14 protein-coding genes are annotated in these 18,469 nt (G+C 56.7%); 5 read left to right on the top strand and 9 right to left on the bottom strand.

Annotated elements, in window-relative coordinates; genetic code table 11:
* Positions 1 to 40: 40 nt before the first annotated feature.
* The 7 genes from HFD92_RS05135 to HFD92_RS05165 all read right to left on the bottom strand — a co-directional run bounded on the left by HFD92_RS05135 (position 41) and on the right by HFD92_RS05165 (position 9,666).
* Entirely contained in the window at positions 41 to 1,192 is a 1,152-nt protein-coding gene (locus HFD92_RS05135; protein ID WP_167428438.1) for an MFS transporter, read from the bottom strand.
* 319 nt (positions 1,193 to 1,511) lie between these two features.
* Positions 1,512 to 2,804, bottom strand: a complete 1,293-nt coding sequence (gene serS, locus HFD92_RS05140) for a serine--tRNA ligase (RefSeq protein WP_167428439.1) — start codon at positions 2,802 to 2,804, stop codon at positions 1,512 to 1,514.
* Positions 2,805 to 2,896: 92 nt separating this feature from the next.
* Complete coding sequence (locus HFD92_RS05145; protein ID WP_167428440.1) at positions 2,897 to 4,240, bottom strand: replication-associated recombination protein A; 1,344 nt, start codon at positions 4,238 to 4,240, stop codon at positions 2,897 to 2,899.
* Positions 4,241 to 4,247: 7 nt separating this feature from the next.
* Positions 4,248 to 4,859, bottom strand: coding sequence for an outer membrane lipoprotein chaperone LolA (gene lolA, locus HFD92_RS05150; protein ID WP_009091130.1), 612 nt, complete (start codon positions 4,857 to 4,859; stop codon positions 4,248 to 4,250).
* Positions 4,860 to 5,036: 177 nt separating this feature from the next.
* Complete coding sequence (locus tag HFD92_RS05155; RefSeq protein WP_167428441.1) at positions 5,037 to 8,645, bottom strand: DNA translocase FtsK 4TM domain-containing protein; 3,609 nt, start codon at positions 8,643 to 8,645, stop codon at positions 5,037 to 5,039.
* Between the two features lie 118 nt (positions 8,646 to 8,763).
* On the bottom strand, positions 8,764 to 9,258 hold the full coding sequence (lrp, locus tag HFD92_RS05160; RefSeq protein ID WP_006118610.1) for a leucine-responsive transcriptional regulator Lrp: 495 nt from the start codon (positions 9,256 to 9,258) through the stop codon (positions 8,764 to 8,766).
* Positions 9,259 to 9,432: 174 nt separating this feature from the next.
* On the bottom strand, positions 9,433 to 9,666 hold the full coding sequence (locus HFD92_RS05165) for a hypothetical protein (RefSeq protein ID WP_141629822.1): 234 nt from the start codon (positions 9,664 to 9,666) through the stop codon (positions 9,433 to 9,435).
* Between the two features lie 110 nt (positions 9,667 to 9,776).
* Between HFD92_RS05165 and trxB the strand changes: the two genes are divergently transcribed.
* From trxB to infA, 5 genes are all read left to right on the top strand, one after another.
* Positions 9,777 to 10,742: a thioredoxin-disulfide reductase gene (gene trxB, locus HFD92_RS05170; RefSeq protein ID WP_009091134.1), complete on the top strand. Its 966-nt coding sequence runs from the start codon at positions 9,777 to 9,779 to the stop codon at positions 10,740 to 10,742.
* A 144-nt stretch (positions 10,743 to 10,886) separates the two neighbouring features.
* Positions 10,887 to 12,656, top strand: a complete 1,770-nt coding sequence (gene cydD, locus HFD92_RS05175; RefSeq protein ID WP_167428442.1) for a cysteine/glutathione ABC transporter permease/ATP-binding protein CydD — start codon at positions 10,887 to 10,889, stop codon at positions 12,654 to 12,656.
* Positions 12,656 to 14,386: a cysteine/glutathione ABC transporter ATP-binding protein/permease CydC gene (gene cydC / locus HFD92_RS05180; protein ID WP_167428443.1), complete on the top strand. Its 1,731-nt coding sequence runs from the start codon at positions 12,656 to 12,658 to the stop codon at positions 14,384 to 14,386. The genes cydD and cydC overlap by 1 nt, the downstream gene beginning before the upstream one ends.
* Before the next feature lie 33 nt (positions 14,387 to 14,419).
* Positions 14,420 to 15,112, top strand: coding sequence for a leucyl/phenylalanyl-tRNA--protein transferase (gene aat / locus HFD92_RS05185; RefSeq protein WP_140924451.1), 693 nt, complete (start codon positions 14,420 to 14,422; stop codon positions 15,110 to 15,112).
* 345 nt (positions 15,113 to 15,457) lie between these two features.
* Positions 15,458 to 15,676: a translation initiation factor IF-1 gene (infA, locus tag HFD92_RS05190; RefSeq protein WP_002211347.1), complete on the top strand. Its 219-nt coding sequence runs from the start codon at positions 15,458 to 15,460 to the stop codon at positions 15,674 to 15,676.
* An 86-nt stretch (positions 15,677 to 15,762) separates the two neighbouring features.
* Here the strand turns inward: infA and clpA are convergent, their stop codons facing one another.
* Entirely contained in the window at positions 15,763 to 18,039 is a 2,277-nt protein-coding gene (clpA, locus tag HFD92_RS05195; protein WP_009091142.1) for an ATP-dependent Clp protease ATP-binding subunit ClpA, read from the bottom strand.
* Between the two features lie 52 nt (positions 18,040 to 18,091).
* Positions 18,092 to 18,412, bottom strand: a complete 321-nt coding sequence (gene clpS, locus HFD92_RS05200) for an ATP-dependent Clp protease adapter ClpS (RefSeq protein ID WP_003849318.1) — start codon at positions 18,410 to 18,412, stop codon at positions 18,092 to 18,094.
* Positions 18,413 to 18,469: the final 57 nt, after the last annotated feature.

The raw sequence follows: 18,469 nt of genomic DNA on the forward strand, positions 1-18,469 counted from the left end.
AGAAAAGGGAGCCAGTGGCTCCCTTTTTGTTATTCCGCGATCAGGCATGCGCCACTGGCGTAGCGTGATGATTCGCTTTACGCAGCAGCATCACCAGATAGATCAGCGCCACCGTCGCAATCATGATAAACAGTGAGCGATCAGAGTAATTCTGCATCAGAACGGAGGTCATCGCCGGTCCCGCCAGACTGCCGACGGTATAACTCAGTAGCAGCGCCTGATTCATGGCAACCAGCTCATGGTGTGATACCGTCTCACAGGCCCAGGACATCGCCACCGGATAGAGTGTAAAGCCGGCGAGGCCGAGCACAAACAGCGACGGTGCCATTGCGGCATTGGCCAGCATCGCCATCGCCCCCAGGATAACCACAAAGACCTGCACCCGCAGCACCAGCATGCGACCAAAGCGGTCAGCCAGACGACCGATGGGCCACTGCCCCACAATCCCGGCACTGACCAGTAACGCCATCCAGTAGCCCACATGAGCATCACTCATTCCCTGATGCGACAGGTAAAGCGGCATCAGGCCGTAAAGTGAACCCAGGACGATACCGGAGATAATGCAGCCATTGATGCCAAGGCGCGAGCTGCGGCGACGAAGCATAGGCCAGATGCGGGCCGGTACGGGCTCCGCCGCTTCAGCGCTGGCGGAGACGCGGGTAAAGACCAGCGGCAGTACCGCGCAGAACACCAGCGACGTGACCCAGGGGATCACACTCAGCAACTCTGTTGAGAGTCTGCTGACCAGCAACTGACCGGCCACCGTGCCCAGGTAGTAGACGATCATATAGGCTGCCAGAAGCTGGCCGCGGTTACGTACCGTTCCACTGCAGAGTAGCGCACTCTCAACCACCACCCACATCAGCGCACAGCCCACGCCCGCAATAAAGCGCAGCGAACTCCATGCCCAGAAGCCTTCCAGAGTCGTAAGGCAAAGCGTGGCGACAGCAAAAAGTCCGGTTGCCAGGTAATAGCTGCGATTAAACCCGTAGTGTCTGATCAACCAGCCAGCCAGCAGCGTGCCTGCGAGATTACCGGTGTAATAAGAGGAGCTTACGATGCCCACCTGCCAGGTTGTCAGTAAGTCATGGGTCAGCCACAGTGGAACCAGCGTATTCAGTACGGCGATGGCTACGGTCATTAACATCAGGCCGCAAAGCAGCAAAATCACAGGGCGTGACCAGGTTGACATAGGGGATCGAAACCAGAACAGATAAAGGAAAATTGCGCGCAGTTTGCCACTGGCTTTTTTAAAGTCAATGGGTGCCATTTAACAGCAGCACATTTTGCTGCTCAACCATTTAATTTACTAATCTTCAGTGGGTTACAATCCGACAGGCCATCAGGACCTCAAATGCTATCCCTATGAAAATACAGATTTTTGAGCATTACGGCCTATCTGATGTCGATAACGTTTATTTGTGATGCATTTGACGATAATCAGGCAGGGTAGTTAAAACTGTGGGCATAAAAAAACCCGGCGGGCGCCGGGTTTAGTCCGTCAGGCTTACTCAGCCAATGATCTCAGCGCCATTCATATACGGGCGTAAAACCTCAGGCACAACAATGCGGCCATCTTCCTGCTGATAGTTTTCCAGCACCGCAACCAGGGTACGGCCTACAGCCAGCCCCGAGCCGTTCAGGGTGTGTACCAGCCGTGGTTTCTTATCCTGTTTATTGCGGCAACGTGCCTGCATACGACGCGCCTGGAAATCGCCCATGTTCGAACAGGAGGAGATTTCACGATAAGTGTTCTGAGCCGGTAACCACACTTCAAGATCATAGGTTTTGGTCGATCCAAAGCCCATGTCGCCAGTGCAGAGTAAAACCTTACGATAAGGCAGGTTCAGCAACTGCAACACTTTCTCGGCGTGCCCTGTCAGCTCTTCCAGCGCATCCATCGACTGCTCCGGGCTGACAATCTGAACCATTTCCACTTTATCGAACTGGTGCATACGGATCAGACCGCGGGTATCACGGCCGTATGAACCCGCTTCGGAACGGAAGCACGGCGTATGTGCGGTCAGTTTGACTGGCAGGCTCTCCTCTTCGAGGATTTCGTCACGCGCCAGGTTAGTCAGCGGCACTTCTGCAGTCGGAATCAAGGCATAGTGGCTGCTGTCTGATTCTTCTTCCAGCGGGCGGGTGTGGAACAGATCTGCGCCAAATTTCGGCAGCTGTCCGGTACCGTAAAGCGTTTCGTGGTTAACCAGATAAGGCACATAGGTTTCCAGGTAGCCATGCTGCTCAGTGTGCAGGTCAATCATAAACTGACTCAGCGCACGGTGCAGGCGGGCAATCTGTCCCTGCATCACGACAAAGCGCGAACCGGTCAGTTTTACGGCGGCCGCAAAATCCAGGCCTTTGGCTGCTTCACCCAGCTCAACGTGATCTTTAACCTGGAAATCAAACTGACGCGGGGTTCCCCAGCGACTGACTTCCTGGTTTTCGCTGTCATCTTTACCCAGCGGCACTTCGTCTGCCGGAATGTTCGGCAGTGCCAGCGCAAAGTCACGGATTTGATTCTGCAGTTCATCCAGTTCTGCTTTTGCGGCATCCAGGCGTTCGCCCAGCGCGTTCACTTCCTGACGCAGCGGCTCGATATCTTCCCCACGGGCTTTGGCCTGACCGATGGATTTGGATCGGGAGTTACGCTCTGCCTGCAAATTCTCTGTTTCTACCTGCAGGACCTTGCGACGCTCTTCCAGCGAACGCAGCGTTTCCACATCCAGTTTATATCCCCGGCGTGCCAGTTTTTCTGCGACTGCGTCTGGCTCGTTACGCAGCAGATTGGGATCGAGCATGCTTATCCTGTGTTTAAAAAGTTGGTTGAAAGAAGGGACGCACTCCGGCGGAATGCGTTGAAAACATTGCCCACATTACCGTAACGTCTGTTTCAGCGGTAGCGTTTTGTCGGGCTATTTTGATCCTGTTCAGCCAGCCAGCTTAGCTTTTCGCCAATCTTGCCCTCAAGCCCGCGCTGGGTTGGACGGTAATAGCGCGCGTCAGCCAGTTCCGGCGGGAAATAGACTTCACCTGCGGCATAGGCGTTGGTTTCATCGTGGGCGTAGCGATACTCTTTGCCGAGTCCCATCTCTTTCATCAGCTTCGTTGGCGCGTTGCGCAGATGTTCCGGCACATCAAAATCCGGATGATCACGGGCATCCCGCATGGCGGCCTTGAAGGCGGTATAAACGGCATTACTCTTCGGTGCGCAGGCCAGATAAACAATCGCCTGTGCAATGGCGCGCTCCCCTTCTGCCGGGCCTACGCGTGTGAAACAGTCCCACGCGGCAATAGCGACCTGCATCCCGCGCGGATCGGCATTGCCGACATCCTCAGAGGCGATAGCCAGTAACCGGCGCGCCACATAGAGCGGATCGCCCCCGGCGGTGATAATACGTGCATACCAGTAGAGCGCCGCATCAGGCGCAGAGCCACGCACGGATTTGTGCAGCGCCGAAATCAGATCGTAAAAGCGGTCACCTTTGTTGTCGAAACGCGCCGAACGCTCGCCAGACACTTCATTAAGCAACCGGGGCGTGAGCTCCCGCTGGCCGGATGCGGTGGTTTCAGCCATATCCGCCATCATCTCCAGCGTGTTCAGTGCCCGACGCGCATCACCATTCACCAGCTCAGCGATCATTCTGCGCGTGTTGTCCGGCAGGACAATATCTGTATCGCCGTAGCCGCGCGCCTTGTCCAGCATCGCCTGATCCAGCACCTGCTCGATATCTTCCAGCGTCAGGGATTTCAGCAGATAGACGCGGGCGCGTGACAGCAATGCCGAGTTGAGTTCAAAAGAGGGGTTTTCTGTGGTGGCACCAATAAAAGTAATAGTGCCATCCTCGATGTGGGGTAAAAAAGCATCCTGCTGGCTTTTGTTGAACCGGTGCACCTCGTCCACAAACAGGATCGTCCGTCGCCCGGCCTGCTTATTCTGCCTGGCACGCTCAATGGCCTCACGGATCTCTTTAACCCCGGAGGTCACGGCTGAGATACGCTCCACATCGGCATTGCCATAGTGCGCAATGATTTCAGCCAGCGTGGTCTTGCCGGTCCCGGGGGGGCCCCAGAGGATCATGGAGTGCAGGTGCCCTGCCTCAATGGCACGCGGCAGCGGTTTACCGGCACCCAGCAGATGTTGCTGACCAATGTACTGTTTCAACGTTTCTGGCCGCATACGCGCGGCCAGAGGTTTGAAATTTTCGGTGGAAAAATCCAGGGACAGGTTACTCACCGTGACCTCACTGACGTTGGTCGTCCACCGTCACGCCTTTTGGCGGTGTGAACGTGAATTTGTCCGGGCTGATTGCACCATTCTGCTGACTTTTCAGCTGATAATCGCTGCGCTGCCCATCCTGTTCCACCGCGCTGAAGCGATTGATGGTTCCGCCAGGCGTTACCTGAATCGTAAACTGTTTCAGATTGCCGTCACTGCTTTTCGGCGTCAGTTCGAAATTGTCGCCCTGCTGTTTGATGTTGTACTGCTTCCAGTCATTGGACTGATTACGGGCAATCAGCATAAACGGCGTGTTGCTGGTCGCATTCTGCAGCAGGCTGACCGTCGCCTGTTCAACAAACGGGTTGTAGAACCACAGCGATTTGCCGTCAGAGATGATGATGCTTTCGTCCGGGGCGGTCATATGCCAGTTAAACAGGCTGGGACGCTTGACCCACAGCTCGCCTTCACCATCCTGCACGCTGGCGCCACTGCTGTCCGTGACTTTTTGTGTGAAGCTGGCGTGGAAGCTGCTGACCTTATTCAGGCGCTGTTGCAGATCACTGGACGCATCAGCCAGCACGCTGGCTGAAGCAAAGGTGGCCAACAGGCCCAGAGCGATTACGCGTAATTTCATCTGCTTCAATTCCTTATTTAAACGTTCCCATCGATGACTGCTTTAAGCCTGGTCGCCGTTCCGCCATCAGGATAGAGGAAAAAACCGAAAGCTGATTCAGATATGGGGGATAAACCGCATAAAAACAATGAGCCAGTCGGAACTGGCTCATTAAGACGTGTTACAACCTGTTAACCGTTACATATCGTGTGGCGGTGGCGACAGCACTTCACGGTTGCCATTGTGTCCGGGTGCAGAGACGATACCCTGCGCTTCCATCTGTTCAATGATCCGTGCCGCGCGGTTATAGCCGATGCGGAACTGACGCTGCACGCCTGAAATCGACGCGCGGCGCTTGTCGATGACAAAGCTGACAGCCTGATCGAACAGCGGATCCAGCTCTTCATCACTCTCCATTCCACCGGCACTTTCGCTCTCTTCGCCCGCCGTAATATTTTCGATATATTGCGGACGGCCACGCGCTTTCCAGTCCTGAACCACCGCGTGAACTTCCTGGTCGCGAACAAACGCGCCATGAACACGAATCGGTATTGAGGAGTTTGGCGGCATGTAGAGCATGTCACCCATACCCAGCAGCGACTCTGCGCCACCCTGATCGAGGATGGTGCGCGAGTCAATTTTGCTGGAGACGGTAAAGGCGATACGTGTCGGGATGTTCGCTTTAATCAGACCGGTAATAACATCGACAGAAGGACGCTGTGTGGCCAGCACCAGGTGAATACCGGCAGCACGGGCTTTCTGTGCCAGACGCGCAATCAGCTCTTCAACCTTTTTACCGACCGCCATGATCAGGTCAGCAAACTCATCGACCATCACCACGATGTAAGGCAGTTTCTCCAGCACCGGCGGCGTCATATCCATGCTGTCACCCGGCTTCCAGAACGGATCAGGAATCGGCCGTCCCATCGCTTCCGCCTGCTCAACTTTTTCGTTGTAGCCCGCCAGGTTACGCACGCCCAGCGCCGACATCAGCTTGTAGCGACGCTCCATCTCACCCACGCTCCAGCGCAGCGCATTCGCCGCATCCTTCATGTCGGTTACCACTTCCGTCAGCAGGTGCGGAATGCCTTCATAGACCGACAGTTCGAGCATTTTCGGGTCGATCATGATAAAGCGCACTTCTTCCGGCGTCGCCTTGTAAAGCATGCTGATGATCATGGCGTTTACGCCCACCGATTTACCGGAACCGGTCGTACCGGCAACCAGCAGGTGAGGCATTTTCGCCAGATCGGCGACGACTGGCTGACCGGCAATGTCTTTACCCAGCACCACAGCCAGCGGAGAGGTATTGTCACGGAATTTAGGACAATCCAGCACTTCACGCAGATAGACGGTCTGACGATGCTTGTTAGGCAGTTCCAGACCAACATAAGGTTTGCCTGGGATGACTTCCACCACACGCACCGCGACTGTCGACAGTGAGCGAGCCAGGTCGCGTGACAGGTTGGAGATACGTGCCGCTTTCACACCCGGCGCCAGGTCAAGCTCGAAACGGGTGATGACCGGCCCCGGTGAAATGCCGACCACCTCCGCCTTGACGCGATAGTCACCCAGACGCGACTCCACCAGGCGGGCAGTCTGCTCCAGCGAGAACATATCTACCGGCTCTTCCTCTTCCGGCGGTGCGGTCAGCAGATCCAGCGAAGGCAGCGGCGTGGAAGGTTTCTCCAGCGGCTGCTCATGGCGCATCAGGAACGGGTGGATCAGGCTGTCATGCAGTGACGGCTTCGCTTCTTCAACCGGCTGAACCGGTGCTGCTGGCGAACCATAACTGGGCGCAGCATTGTCTGCAGCCGGTGCACTATAAGCAGGAGCCGCGGGCGCAGCGTAGGCTGACGTAGAGGGGGCCGGAGCCTGAGGCGCGGCCGGGGCGCTGTAGGCAGGCGCAGCATAATCCGGCTCAGGCGTTGCCGCTGGCGGAGCATAGGCGGGCTCTGCCGGCGCATAGCGTGGGGGAGCAGGAACCTGAGCCGGAGCCTGCGGTTCTGACACCTCACGCACCTGCTGCCAGGGTTCATGTGAAACCGCCGGCGCTTCCGGTTCCGGCGTAGCGGCAATGGTGAACAGCGGTTCAGACGGGCCTTCATCAACCAGATCTTTCATTGGCGAAAAATCAAAGGCTGACGCGGTATCCAGATTAAAGACCGGTTCTTTTCGCTCTTGCGGTTCATAGCGCTGCTGCTGCTGTTCGGCGAACTGCCGCGCCAGGGCGGCCTGCTGCTGCGCCTCCTGTTCTTCCTCATCATCCTGCTGCCAGCCGGCGCCATACCGCTGCTGCTGTTCAGACTGGAAGGCCTGGCGCAGTTCAGCCTGCTGCTGCGCTTCTTCAGCCTCCTGAGTCGGAAGATCGGATGCAGCCGCAGTCGATTCAGCGCTTTCCGCTTTCGCTTTCTCTTCAGCCATACGCTGCGAAGGTAACTTAATACCATACGAGGCCAGCTCACGGCGGGTAGGCAGTTTTACCGGATTAGGACGCGGCAATGCCGGGCCAATACCCTGCTTAACCTGCGGATTCAGATTCGTTTCAGGTGCCAGGTCAAAGATCGGGGCCGTGCGCGTCGCGGTTCGGGAGGCGGCGGCAGCGGCGGTGACCGCGGCTGTTGCGGCGGGCACCACAGGGTTGACCGGCGTGTCGCGCCAGTTCCCCATTTTCGGCTCATCATCGTCATAGGCACTGAACGCCGGAGCCGCTGGCGCCTCGTCAGGCATTTCAAAGTGATAAAGCGGAGGTGCGGCAGCAGGAGCAGATGCACTCTGCGTTGCCGTCGGCGCAGACGCTGCCACATAAGCAGGGGCGCTCTGAGCCGGTGCCGGCTGCACAGGCGCAGCTGGCTGCGAGGCCGACAGGCTTTCTGCTGCTGCTGGATGCACCGCTGACGGCGGTACGGCTGCAGGTGCCGCGGACGCAGCAGTTCCTGGCGTTGCCGCTGCAACAGGCGCAGCCGGAGTCAGCAGCACATCGGCCGCTTCTGTGGTAGTGGCAACGGCCGCGCTGGTGGCTGCGGCGGCTTTAGCCAGCAACGGATCCTGCTCAGACGGTGAGGGTTCAGCGGCTTTGCGGGGGGCAGACAACAGCACATCATCATCCTGATCGCCGGTATACAGCACAGGCGCGTCATCATACTCACGCGTATCCTGTTCATCCTCTTCCTGCCAGGGTTCATCGTGACGGGAGCGGTTGCTGGCAAAGGTCAGCACGCCCATCACGACCCCACCAATTCTCTCGGCGATAGTGAGCCATGACCAGCCAGTGTACAGCGTGATACCTGCCGCCCAGACGCAGAGCAGCATCAGCGTGCCGCCAGCCGGACTGAACCAGGGAGCGATGGCATTACTCACCAGGCTGCCGATCACCCCGCCTGAGGCAAAGTACCAGATATCATCTGCGTTGAGTGCCGCCATGCCACAGGTGGTGACCACCAGCGCAAGAACGCCGATCAGGCGCAGCCCGACAGCAAAGTAGTCAAAATAGTCCTGATTATCGCGCTGACGGAAGGCAATCCAGCACAGACCCAGGATAACCGGCGGAATGGCGTACGCCATTACACCAAAGATGAAAAGTAAGGTGTCAGCCAGCCAGGCACCGACGCTGCCGCCGATATTGTGGATAGGTTCATGCCAGGCCGTTTGCGACCAGCTCGGGTCGGAAGGGTTAAAACTGACCAGTGAAACCATCAGGTAGATGGCAAACAGCGCCACCAGAATGAGCAACGCTTCCAGCAGACGACGTCCACTGCTCAGCGACTGTAACGTAATGTCTTTATCTTCTGTATATTCCTGGCTCAAGAGGACTCTCCAGGTGCCTGTAAAGTAAGAAGCAACAGCGTCGGGCAAGCCCGACGCTGATCCTGTATGAATTCACAGGAGTGTACCGAAATATCTCAGGTTTTGCACCTGCCCCGCATCAGCGAGTCTTGATTACCAGGCGATTGCTCTGTTTGACCTCTTCCATGACGACATAGGTTCGCGTGTCGTTTACGCCCGGCAGGCGCAACAGGGTCTCACCCAGCAACTTACGGTAGGCAGACATGTCAGGAACGCGCGTTTTCAGCAGGTAGTCGAAATCACCGGAAACGAGGTGACACTCTTGAGTTTCCTCAAGTTTTTGCACAGCGGCGTTAAATTGCTCAAACACATCCGGCGCACCACGATTCAGAGTAATCTCAACGAATACCAGCAGAGAAGCATCAAGATAGTGCGGGTTCAGCTGTGCGGTGTAGCCAAGAATAAATCCCTGACGTTCGAGACGGCGCACGCGCTCAAGACATGGCGTAGGCGATAATCCTACGCGTTTGGAAAGCTCTACGTTTGAAATACGACCATCTTTCTGAAGTTCGTTCAGAATGTTCCTGTCAATTCTGTCGAGGTCTTTCCCGGGGCGTTTCTTATTATCTACCATTATTATTGTCTCTCTTCATTCCTTCCCTTTACCTGCCACACCCTGAAAACGCTCATTGTTCGGGGCATTTTTGAAGTGAGCTAACAGAGCCTGTGGGTGAGACTTATCGATATGACGCATGCTGTCTGTCCACATCATGCGTCATTATCCATACCAGGCTGCTTTTATTCGGCGTTAAGTGCAAAACAGGCGATGAAAACCTGTTTTGTTCCGATAAATGTTATCCGCTTCTGATAATGTTTTCGCAAAAGCGCAGGCGATTGTCAAAGTAAAATCACCAAATTCAGGACAAGATGCCAGACAGACCGCTGGGTTACTGTTTTTAAATGAGGTTTTTTCAGCTATTGCACCGCTTAAGCGGAGTTTTGCCCCCTTTTGGCGCATTGCACAGGCAAAGTTGCCATTCATCGTCTACGCCACTTGCAGCTATCGTTAACAAAATTGCCTAAACCTTGTCATTGCTGCCGGATATTCCCTACAATCGCAGGCTATGTCAGCCGAATGAAACTGAGGAACGCATGAGTACGGCCAAACACAGTAAGCTACTCATTCTGGGCTCCGGCCCAGCGGGTTATACCGCAGCGGTTTATGCTGCACGCGCCAACCTGAACCCGGTGCTGATCACCGGTCTGGAAAAAGGCGGACAGCTGACCACGACCACTGAAGTGGAGAACTGGCCGGGCGACCCGCACGATCTGACAGGTCCATCACTGATGGAGCGTATGCATGAGCATGCCGAAAAATTCAATACTGAGATCATTTTCGATCACATCCACACCGTTGATCTGCAGAACCGTCCGTTCCGTCTGACCGGCGACAGCGGCGAATACACGGCTGACGCCCTGATCATTGCGACGGGTGCGTCAGCGCGCTACCTGGGTCTGCCTTCCGAAGAGGCGTTCAAAGGCAAAGGCGTCTCTGCCTGCGCCACCTGCGACGGTTTCTTCTACCGTAACCAGAAAGTGGCCGTGATTGGCGGCGGTAATACGGCCGTTGAAGAGGCACTCTACCTGGCGAACATCGCGTCTGAAGTGCATCTGATCCATCGCCGTGACAGCTTCCGTGCTGAGAAGATCCTGATTGATCGTCTGATGGAAAAAGTGCGCAACGGGAATATCGTGCTGCACACGCATCGCACGCTGGAAGAGGTGGTCGGTGACCAGATGGGCGTCACCGGGCTGACCCTGCGCTCGACGCAGAACGAGGAAACCGAATCGCTGGATGTGGCGGGTCTGTTTGTTGCTATCGGCCACAGCCCGAATACCGCAATTTTCGACGGACAGCTGGCGCTGGAAAATGGCTACATTAAAGTGCAGTCCGGCCTGCACGGAAACGCGACGCAGACCAGCATCCCGGGTGTATTTGCGGCAGGTGATGTGATGGACCACACATACCGCCAGGCGATCACCTCTGCGGGCACCGGTTGTATGGCGGCGTTAGACGCTGAGCGTTTTCTTGATGGATTGGTTAAAAACGATCAGTAACTTGTTAACCCGCTGATCTCAAATGTTCCAGGCGACGGTTTTTCAGTCGCCTTTTTTATTGCCCTCATGCTAGATTCTGGCGCCAGAAAGGAGGGAAATGCCTTTCCCTCTCCTCCCCATCATCGACATTTAGCATGGTCTCGCATGGATAAATCGCGGCAGCAGCATCTCACCCGCTGGCTTCGTCAGCAGCGTCATTTCGGCGGTCGCTGGTTGCGCCTGAATACGCTGCTGGGCACCGTCAGTGCCCTGCTGATTATTGCCCAGGCAGGTTTACTGGCCTCACTGCTTCAGACGCTGATCATCGGGCAACAGCCGCGTGAAACCGTAACGGCCAGCCTGCTGCTGTTGCTGCTCTGCTTTGTGCTGCGCGCCCTGATAAATTATGCCCGTGAACGGACCGGCTATCGTGCCGGGCAGGCGATCCGTCAGGCGTTACGTCAGCAGGTGCTGGACCGGCTCGCCGGGCTGGGTCCGGCGTGGATTCAGGGTAAACCGGCCGGTAGCTGGGCGACCCTGCTGCTGGAACAGATTGAAGAGATGCAGGAGTACTATGCACGCTATCTGCCGCAGATGACGCTGGCAGTGCTGATCCCCTGCTGCATTCTGCTGACAATTTTTCCGCTCAACTGGACCGCGGGTCTGATCCTGTTTGCCACTGCTCCTCTGATCCCACTGTTTATGGCGCTGGTGGGGATGGGCGCCGCTGAAGCCAACCGGCGGAACTTCCTGGTGCTGGCGCGTCTGAGCGGTAACTTCCTGGATCGCCTGCGCGGCCGGGAGACGCTGCGACTCTTCTATCGGGGTGCAGCAGAGCAGCAGGCAGTGGCAGACGCCACCACCGATTTTCGCCAGCGCACCATGGAAGTGCTGCGCCTCGCTTTTCTCTCCTCCGCCGTACTGGAATTTTTTGCCTCCCTGGCGATTGCCGTCGTGGCAGTCTATTTTGGCTTCTCCTATCTGGGCGAATTGCATTTCGGCGACTATGGCCGCGGCGTAACGCTGTTCGCCGGTTTTCTGGTACTGATTCTGGCGCCAGAATTTTTTCAGCCACTGCGCGATCTCGGCGCGTTTTATCATGCGAAAGCTCAGGCGGTAGGCGCTGCCGATGCACTCGAGGCGTTTATGCAGGCTACGCCAGCCGCCACACCTCAGCAGGGTCAGATCCCCTTTACGGCCAATCGATCCCTCTCGCTGACCGCCGACCAGCTGGAAGTCTGCGCTCCCGATGGTCAGGTACTGTGTGGCCCGCTCACGTTTACCATCGCCGCCGGTGAGCAGATTGCGCTGGTCGGTCAGAGCGGGGCTGGCAAAACGGCGCTGATGAACGCCCTGCTCGGCTTCCTGCCTTACCGGGGATCGCTCAGGGCTAACGGGGTTGAATTGCGCGATCTACAGCGGGCGGACTGGCATCAGCAGCTCAGCTGGGTAGGACAGAACCCTCAGCTACCGGCCGCCACGCTCCGTGACAACATCGTGATGAATGCAGCCTGGGAGGCGGAACGATTTGCCGCGCTGCTGGAGACGTGCGGAATTAATGAGTTCCTGCCGCGTCTGCCCGATGGCATCGGGACCCGCCCCGGCGAGGGGGGTCAGCTGCTCTCTGTGGGTCAGGCGCAACGGATCGCCGTCGCGCGCGCGCTCTACAAAAGGTCGCATTTTTTACTGCTTGATGAACCCGCTGCCAGCCTGGACGCACTCAGCGAACGACATGTAATGGCGGCGCTGAATCAGGCGGCCTCCCGACAGACCACGCTGATGATTACCCATCAGATTGATACGCTGAGCCGCTGGCAGACCCTCTGGGTTATGGAGGCGGGTAAGCTGGTGCAGCAGGGAGAGTGGCAGGCGCTGTCGCAACAGCCCGGTGCTTTTCGTGAGATGCTGCAACATCGTCAACAGGAGATCCGCTGATGTCCGCCCTGCGCCCCTTTCTTCGTCTCTGGCTGCGCCACCCTTTTCGCCTCGCGCTGGGCATCGTGCTGGCGATTGCGACCCTGCTGGCAAGTATCGGCCTGCTGACCCTGTCTGGCTGGTTTCTGGCCGCCTCGTCCGTCGCAGGCGTGGCCGGCCTCTACAGCTTTAACTATATGCTGCCTGCGGCCGGCGTGCGTGGCGCCGCCATTATTCGTACGGCGGCGCGCTATGCGGAACGCCTGGTGAGTCACGATGCGACTTTCCGGGTGCTTCAGCATCTGCGTCTCCACACCTTCAGCCGTCTGATGGCGCTTTCGCCCGGCCAGCTGTTGCGGTTCCGGCAGGCGGATCTGCTCAACCGCTTTGTGGCCGATGTGGACACGCTGGATCATCTCTATCTGCGCGTGATTTCGCCGCTGACCGGTGCCCTGGTGGTCATCGTGGTGGTCACCACGGGCATGAGTTTCATCGACATCGGGCTGGCCCTGACGCTGGGCGGCATCATGCTGGTCACCCTGACCGTGATGCCCGCGCTCTTTTATCGCCTAGGCCGGCCCGCGGGCGTCGCCATTGCGCGTGGCCGCGCCCGCTGGCGCTTACAGCTGATGCAGTGGCTGACGGCGCAGGCAGAACTGACGTTATACGGTGCGTCGCCGGCGTGGCGTCAGCGACTGGATGAGGATGAACAGCAGTGGCAGCAGTCGCAAAGCCAGCAGCAGCGTCTGCAGGCCCTGGCGCAGAGCCTGCTGCTGCTGATTAGCGGCGTGACGGTGACACTTCTGCTCTGGCTTGGGGCTGCGACAGTCAGTCAGCAGCAACTCCCCGGCTCGCTGATTGCGCTGGTCGTGTTTTGCGCGCTGGCAGCCTTTGAGGCGCTGGCTCCCGTCGCGGGCGCCTTTCTGCCGATGTCTCAGGTGACCACCGCGGCTCAGCGGGTCAGTGACATTATCGATCAGTCACCTGCCATCACCTTTCCGGCCCATTCCGCTGCCCGGCCCGGCAGCCTGACGGTCGATATCGATCGGCTCAACTTCAGCTATCCCGATCGGCCAGACCGGGTGCTTGATCAATTTACGCTTAAAGTGGATGCGGGCGAACACATTGCGCTGCTCGGGCCCACCGGCTGCGGAAAATCCACCCTGCTGGCGCTGCTGACCCGCGGCTGGAACAGCCAGCAGGGTGATATCCGCCTGAACGATCTGCCGATCGCCGCCTGGTCCGAATCAGCACTGCGCCAGCGCATCAGTGTGGTTACTCAGCGGGTGCATCTTTTCAGTCAGAGCCTGCGCGATAACTTACTGCTGGCCTCTCCCGGCGCCAGTGATGAGCAACTGAATCAGGTACTGAACCAGGTTGGCCTGCAGCGCCTGCTGGAGAATCAGGAAGGCTTAAATGCCTGGATGGGCGAAGGCGGCCGGCCGCTTTCCGGTGGTGAACTGCGTCGGCTGGCGCTGGCGCGCGCATTACTGCACGACGGCGATCTCTGGCTGCTGGATGAACCCACCGAAGGGCTGGATGCCACCACTGAACAGCATATTCTCGCCCTGCTGCAGCAGCTGACCGCCGGAAAAACCGTCATTATGATTACCCATCGCCTGAGCGGTCTGGAAAAGATGGATCGCATCTGTGTGATGGACAACGGGACGATTGTCGAACAGGGCAGCCATTGCGAATTAATCTCAAAAGCGGGTCGCTACTGGCGTTTCCGGCAACGGATTGCGCTATAGTCTTAGCGAAATGCTGACGAGTAACCTATCGCGATGAGACTGATACAACTGTCACGGGAATCTCTGCAATTTCCGCCTCCTGAAATGGCACTGCGTGAGCCGAATGGCCTGCTGGCCATGGGGGGCGACCTCTCCCCTGCCCGGTTACTGAATGCGTATCAGCGCGGCATCTTCCCGTGGTTTTCGTCCGGCGATCCTATCCTGTGGTGGTCACCCGATCCCCGCGCGGTTCTTCTGCCCGAGCAGTTTCATCTCAGCCGCAGCATGAAGCGTTTCCATAACCAGTCGCCCTATCGCGTCACGATGAATGAGGCGTTTGCCGAGGTGATCGAGGGCTGCGCCAGCGGTCGCGAAGAAGGCACCTGGATCACGTTTGAAATGAAGCGCGCCTGGCTGCGACTCTATGAGCTGGGCCACGCCCACTCTATTGAGGTGTGGGACGCGCAGCAGCTGGTGGGGGGCATGTATGGGCTGGCGATGGGACAGATTTTCTGCGGCGAGTCGATGTTCAGCCGCCAGCAGAATGCGTCGAAAACCGCGCTGTTAGTCTTTTGCCAGCATTTCATCCGCCATCAGGGGCGTCTGGTCGATTGCCAGGTGCTTAACCCGCACACCGCCTCGCTGGGCGCGCAGGAGATCCCCCGCAGTGACTATCTGCACTATGTTCAGAACTTTGCCAGCCAGCCGGTCAGCGAAGGCTGCTGGCAGACTCAGACCCTTTTTTAGTCACGCCGAGATGTTTTGCACACATAAAGACGGTTAAGTGGTATAATAGTCGGGTTTGGTATGTCGTCCGCGCTTCGCAATAACGAGCCGGAATTGCCAGGCTGGGAATCTCAACGCACTCTCGGAACTGTTTTCAATCGTGCGCGTGTAACCGGTTGATACAGATTCTTAGCCCGCTAATCCCCCGCAGACGCCACATAAACACCCTAATTTTACCGGATGCCCGCCACTGACGAGCACCCCCGGCAAAGCGTTGGCAAAATCGCCGACGGTTCTTTACATAAATCGTTGAATTGGGCATTATCTTGCCGGTTCAACTGAAAGGTAGTACACCCAGAGGATTCGATGGCCAAAGAAGACAATATTGAAATGCAAGGTACCGTACTGGATACGTTACCTAACACCATGTTCCGCGTAGAACTTGAGAACGGACACGTGGTTACTGCTCATATCTCCGGTAAAATGCGCAAAAACTACATCCGCATCCTGACGGGCGACAAAGTGACCGTTGAGCTGACCCCGTACGACCTGAGCAAAGGCCGCATTGTCTTCCGTAGTCGCTAACAGACATTAATTTCGCCGCCCTTCAGGTTGCAGCGAAAAAAAAGGCCGGATAATTATCCGGCCTTTTTCACATCTGCAGCAGGCGATTAATGCACCGTGCCTTCAGTTTTCCGTTTTTCCGCACTCAGGAAGTGATAGGTCAGTTCACCTTTCTCACGATCCAGCGCCACGGATACCGAGCCACCATCCACCAGCGAACCAAACAGCAGCTCATTGGCTAATGGTTTTTTCAGGCTGTCCTGCACGGTACGCGCCATCGGACGCGCGCCCATCGCCTTGTCGTAACCCTTCTCCGCCAGCCAGTCGCGGGCTTCATCACTGACTTCCAGCGACACGCCTTTGGCATCCAGCTGCGCCTGCAACTCGACAATAAACTTGTCGACCACCTGATGAATCACCTCTGGTGACAGGTGACTGAACCAGATGATGTTGTCGAGACGGTTGCGGAACTCTGGCGTAAAGATCTTTTTGATCTCTTCCATTGCGTCGGTACTGTTGTCCTGATGAATCAGGCCAATCGACTTACGTTCCGTCTCACGCACACCGGCGTTAGTGGTCATGACCAGCACCACGTTGCGGAAGTCCGCTTTGCGTCCGTTGTTATCGGTCAGCATACCGTTGTCCATCACCTGCAGCAGCAGGTTGAACACATCCGGGTGCGCTTTCTCAATCTCATCCAGCAGCACCACCGCATGAGGATGCTTGATAACGGCATCCGTCAGCAGGCCACCCTGATCAAAGCCGACGTAACCCGGAGGCGCACCAATCAGACGACTGACGGTGTGACGCTCCATATACTCGGACATATCAAAGCGCAGCAGCTCAATACCCAGCGCTTTCGCCAGCTGCACGGTCACTTCTGTCTTACCGACACCGGTTGGTCCGGCAAACAGGAAGGAACCTACCGGCTTGCGATCCTGCCCCAGACCTGCGCGGCTCATTTTGATCGCTTCGGTCAGCGCCTCAATGGCGTTGTCCTGACCAAAGACCAGCATTTTGAGACGGTCGCCCAGATTTTTCAGCGTATCGCGATCAGTTGCAGAGACGCTTTGCTCCGGAATACGGGCAATACGCGCAACCACGGTTTCAATGTCGGAGACATTGATGGTTTTCTTGCGCTTGCTGGCAGGCATCAGGCGCGCACGCGCACCTGCTTCATCGATGACATCAATCGCCTTGTCAGGCAGATGACGATCGTTAATATATTTCACCGCCAGCTCCACGGCGGCGCGCACCGCTTTCGCGGTATAACGCACATCGTGATGCGCTTCATACTTGGTTTTCAGGCCATTCAGGATCTGCACGGTCTCATCAACAGACGGCTCCGTGATATCGATCTTCTGGAAACGACGCGCCAGCGCACGATCCTTTTCGAAGATGTTGCTGAACTCCTGATAGGTGGTAGAACCCATCACCCGGATCTTGCCGCTGGAAAGCAGCGGTTTGATCAGGTTGGCCGCATCGACCTGGCCACCGGACGCAGCCCCTGCACCGATGATGGTGTGGATCTCATCGATAAACAGAATGCTGTGTTCGTCCTGCTCCAGCTGCTTCAGCAGCGCTTTGAACCGTTTTTCAAAGTCACCCCGGTATTTGGTGCCAGCTAACAGCGAACCAATATCCAGCGAGTAGATGGTGCACTCTTTCATCACTTCCGGCACGTCGCCCTGCTCGATGCGCCAGGCGAGACCTTCTGCAATGGCGGTTTTACCGACACCGGATTCCCCCACCAGCAGCGGGTTATTTTTACGGCGACGGCACAGCACCTGAATGGTACGTTCCAGCTCTTTATCGCGACCAATCAGTGGATCGATCCCACCGACGCGAGCAAGCTGATTAAGATTGGTGGTGAAGTTTTCCATACGCTCCTCCCCGCCTGCTTGCTCTTCGTTAACCGGATTTTCTGCGCCTGGCGCCTGGCCCGGCTCATCTTTGCGCGTACCGTGAGAGATGAAATTCACCACATCAAGGCGGCTGACTTCATGTTTGCGTAACAGATAGGCCGCTTGCGACTCCTGCTCGCTGAAAATGGCGACCAGCACATTCGCGCCGGAGACTTCGCTGCGACCGGATGACTGGACATGGAAAACCGCACGCTGCAGAACGCGCTGGAAGCTGAGCGTCGGTTGGGTATCACGCTCCTCTTCGCTGGCGGGCAGCACCGGCGTGGTTTGTTCGATGAAGGCTTCGAGTTCCTGCCTTAGAGCCACAAGGTCCACCGTACAGGCTTCCAGTGCCTCTCTGGCCGACGGGTTACTGAGCAATGCCAGTAACAGATGCTCGACGGTCATAAATTCATGACGGTGCTCACGCGCTCTGGCGAAAGCCATATTTAAACTGAGTTCCAGTTCTTGATTGAGCATTAGGCACCTCCCCCAATTATCGCCCTTACCAGTTTCCTATATGGAGACGTGTTCAGGCTTTTTCCAGCGTACACAGCAACGGATGATGATTTTCCCGCGCATAGTTGTTCACCTGGGCCGCTTTTGTTTCGGCGACTTCTGCAGTAAATACACCACAGATCGCCTTGCCGTGATAGTGAACTTTCAACATCAGCTGCGTTGCACGTTCAACATCATAAGAAAAGAACTTTTGTACAACGTCAATAACAAATTCCATAGGTGTATAATCGTCATTATTCAGAATGACTTTATACATTGAAGGCGGCTTTAACCCTTCGCGTACTTTGTCTTCGGCCAGATGTTCAAAATTAAGCCAGTCGTTTGTGTTTGCCATAGTGTTCCGTTGAGATTTCGCTTTGAGCTTTTACGTCGCTACATCCTGAGAGTTTAA

This window comes from Pantoea sp. EKM101V (genome assembly GCF_011800325.1).
Taxonomy (GTDB): Bacteria; Pseudomonadota; Gammaproteobacteria; order Enterobacterales; family Enterobacteriaceae; genus Pantoea; species Pantoea anthophila.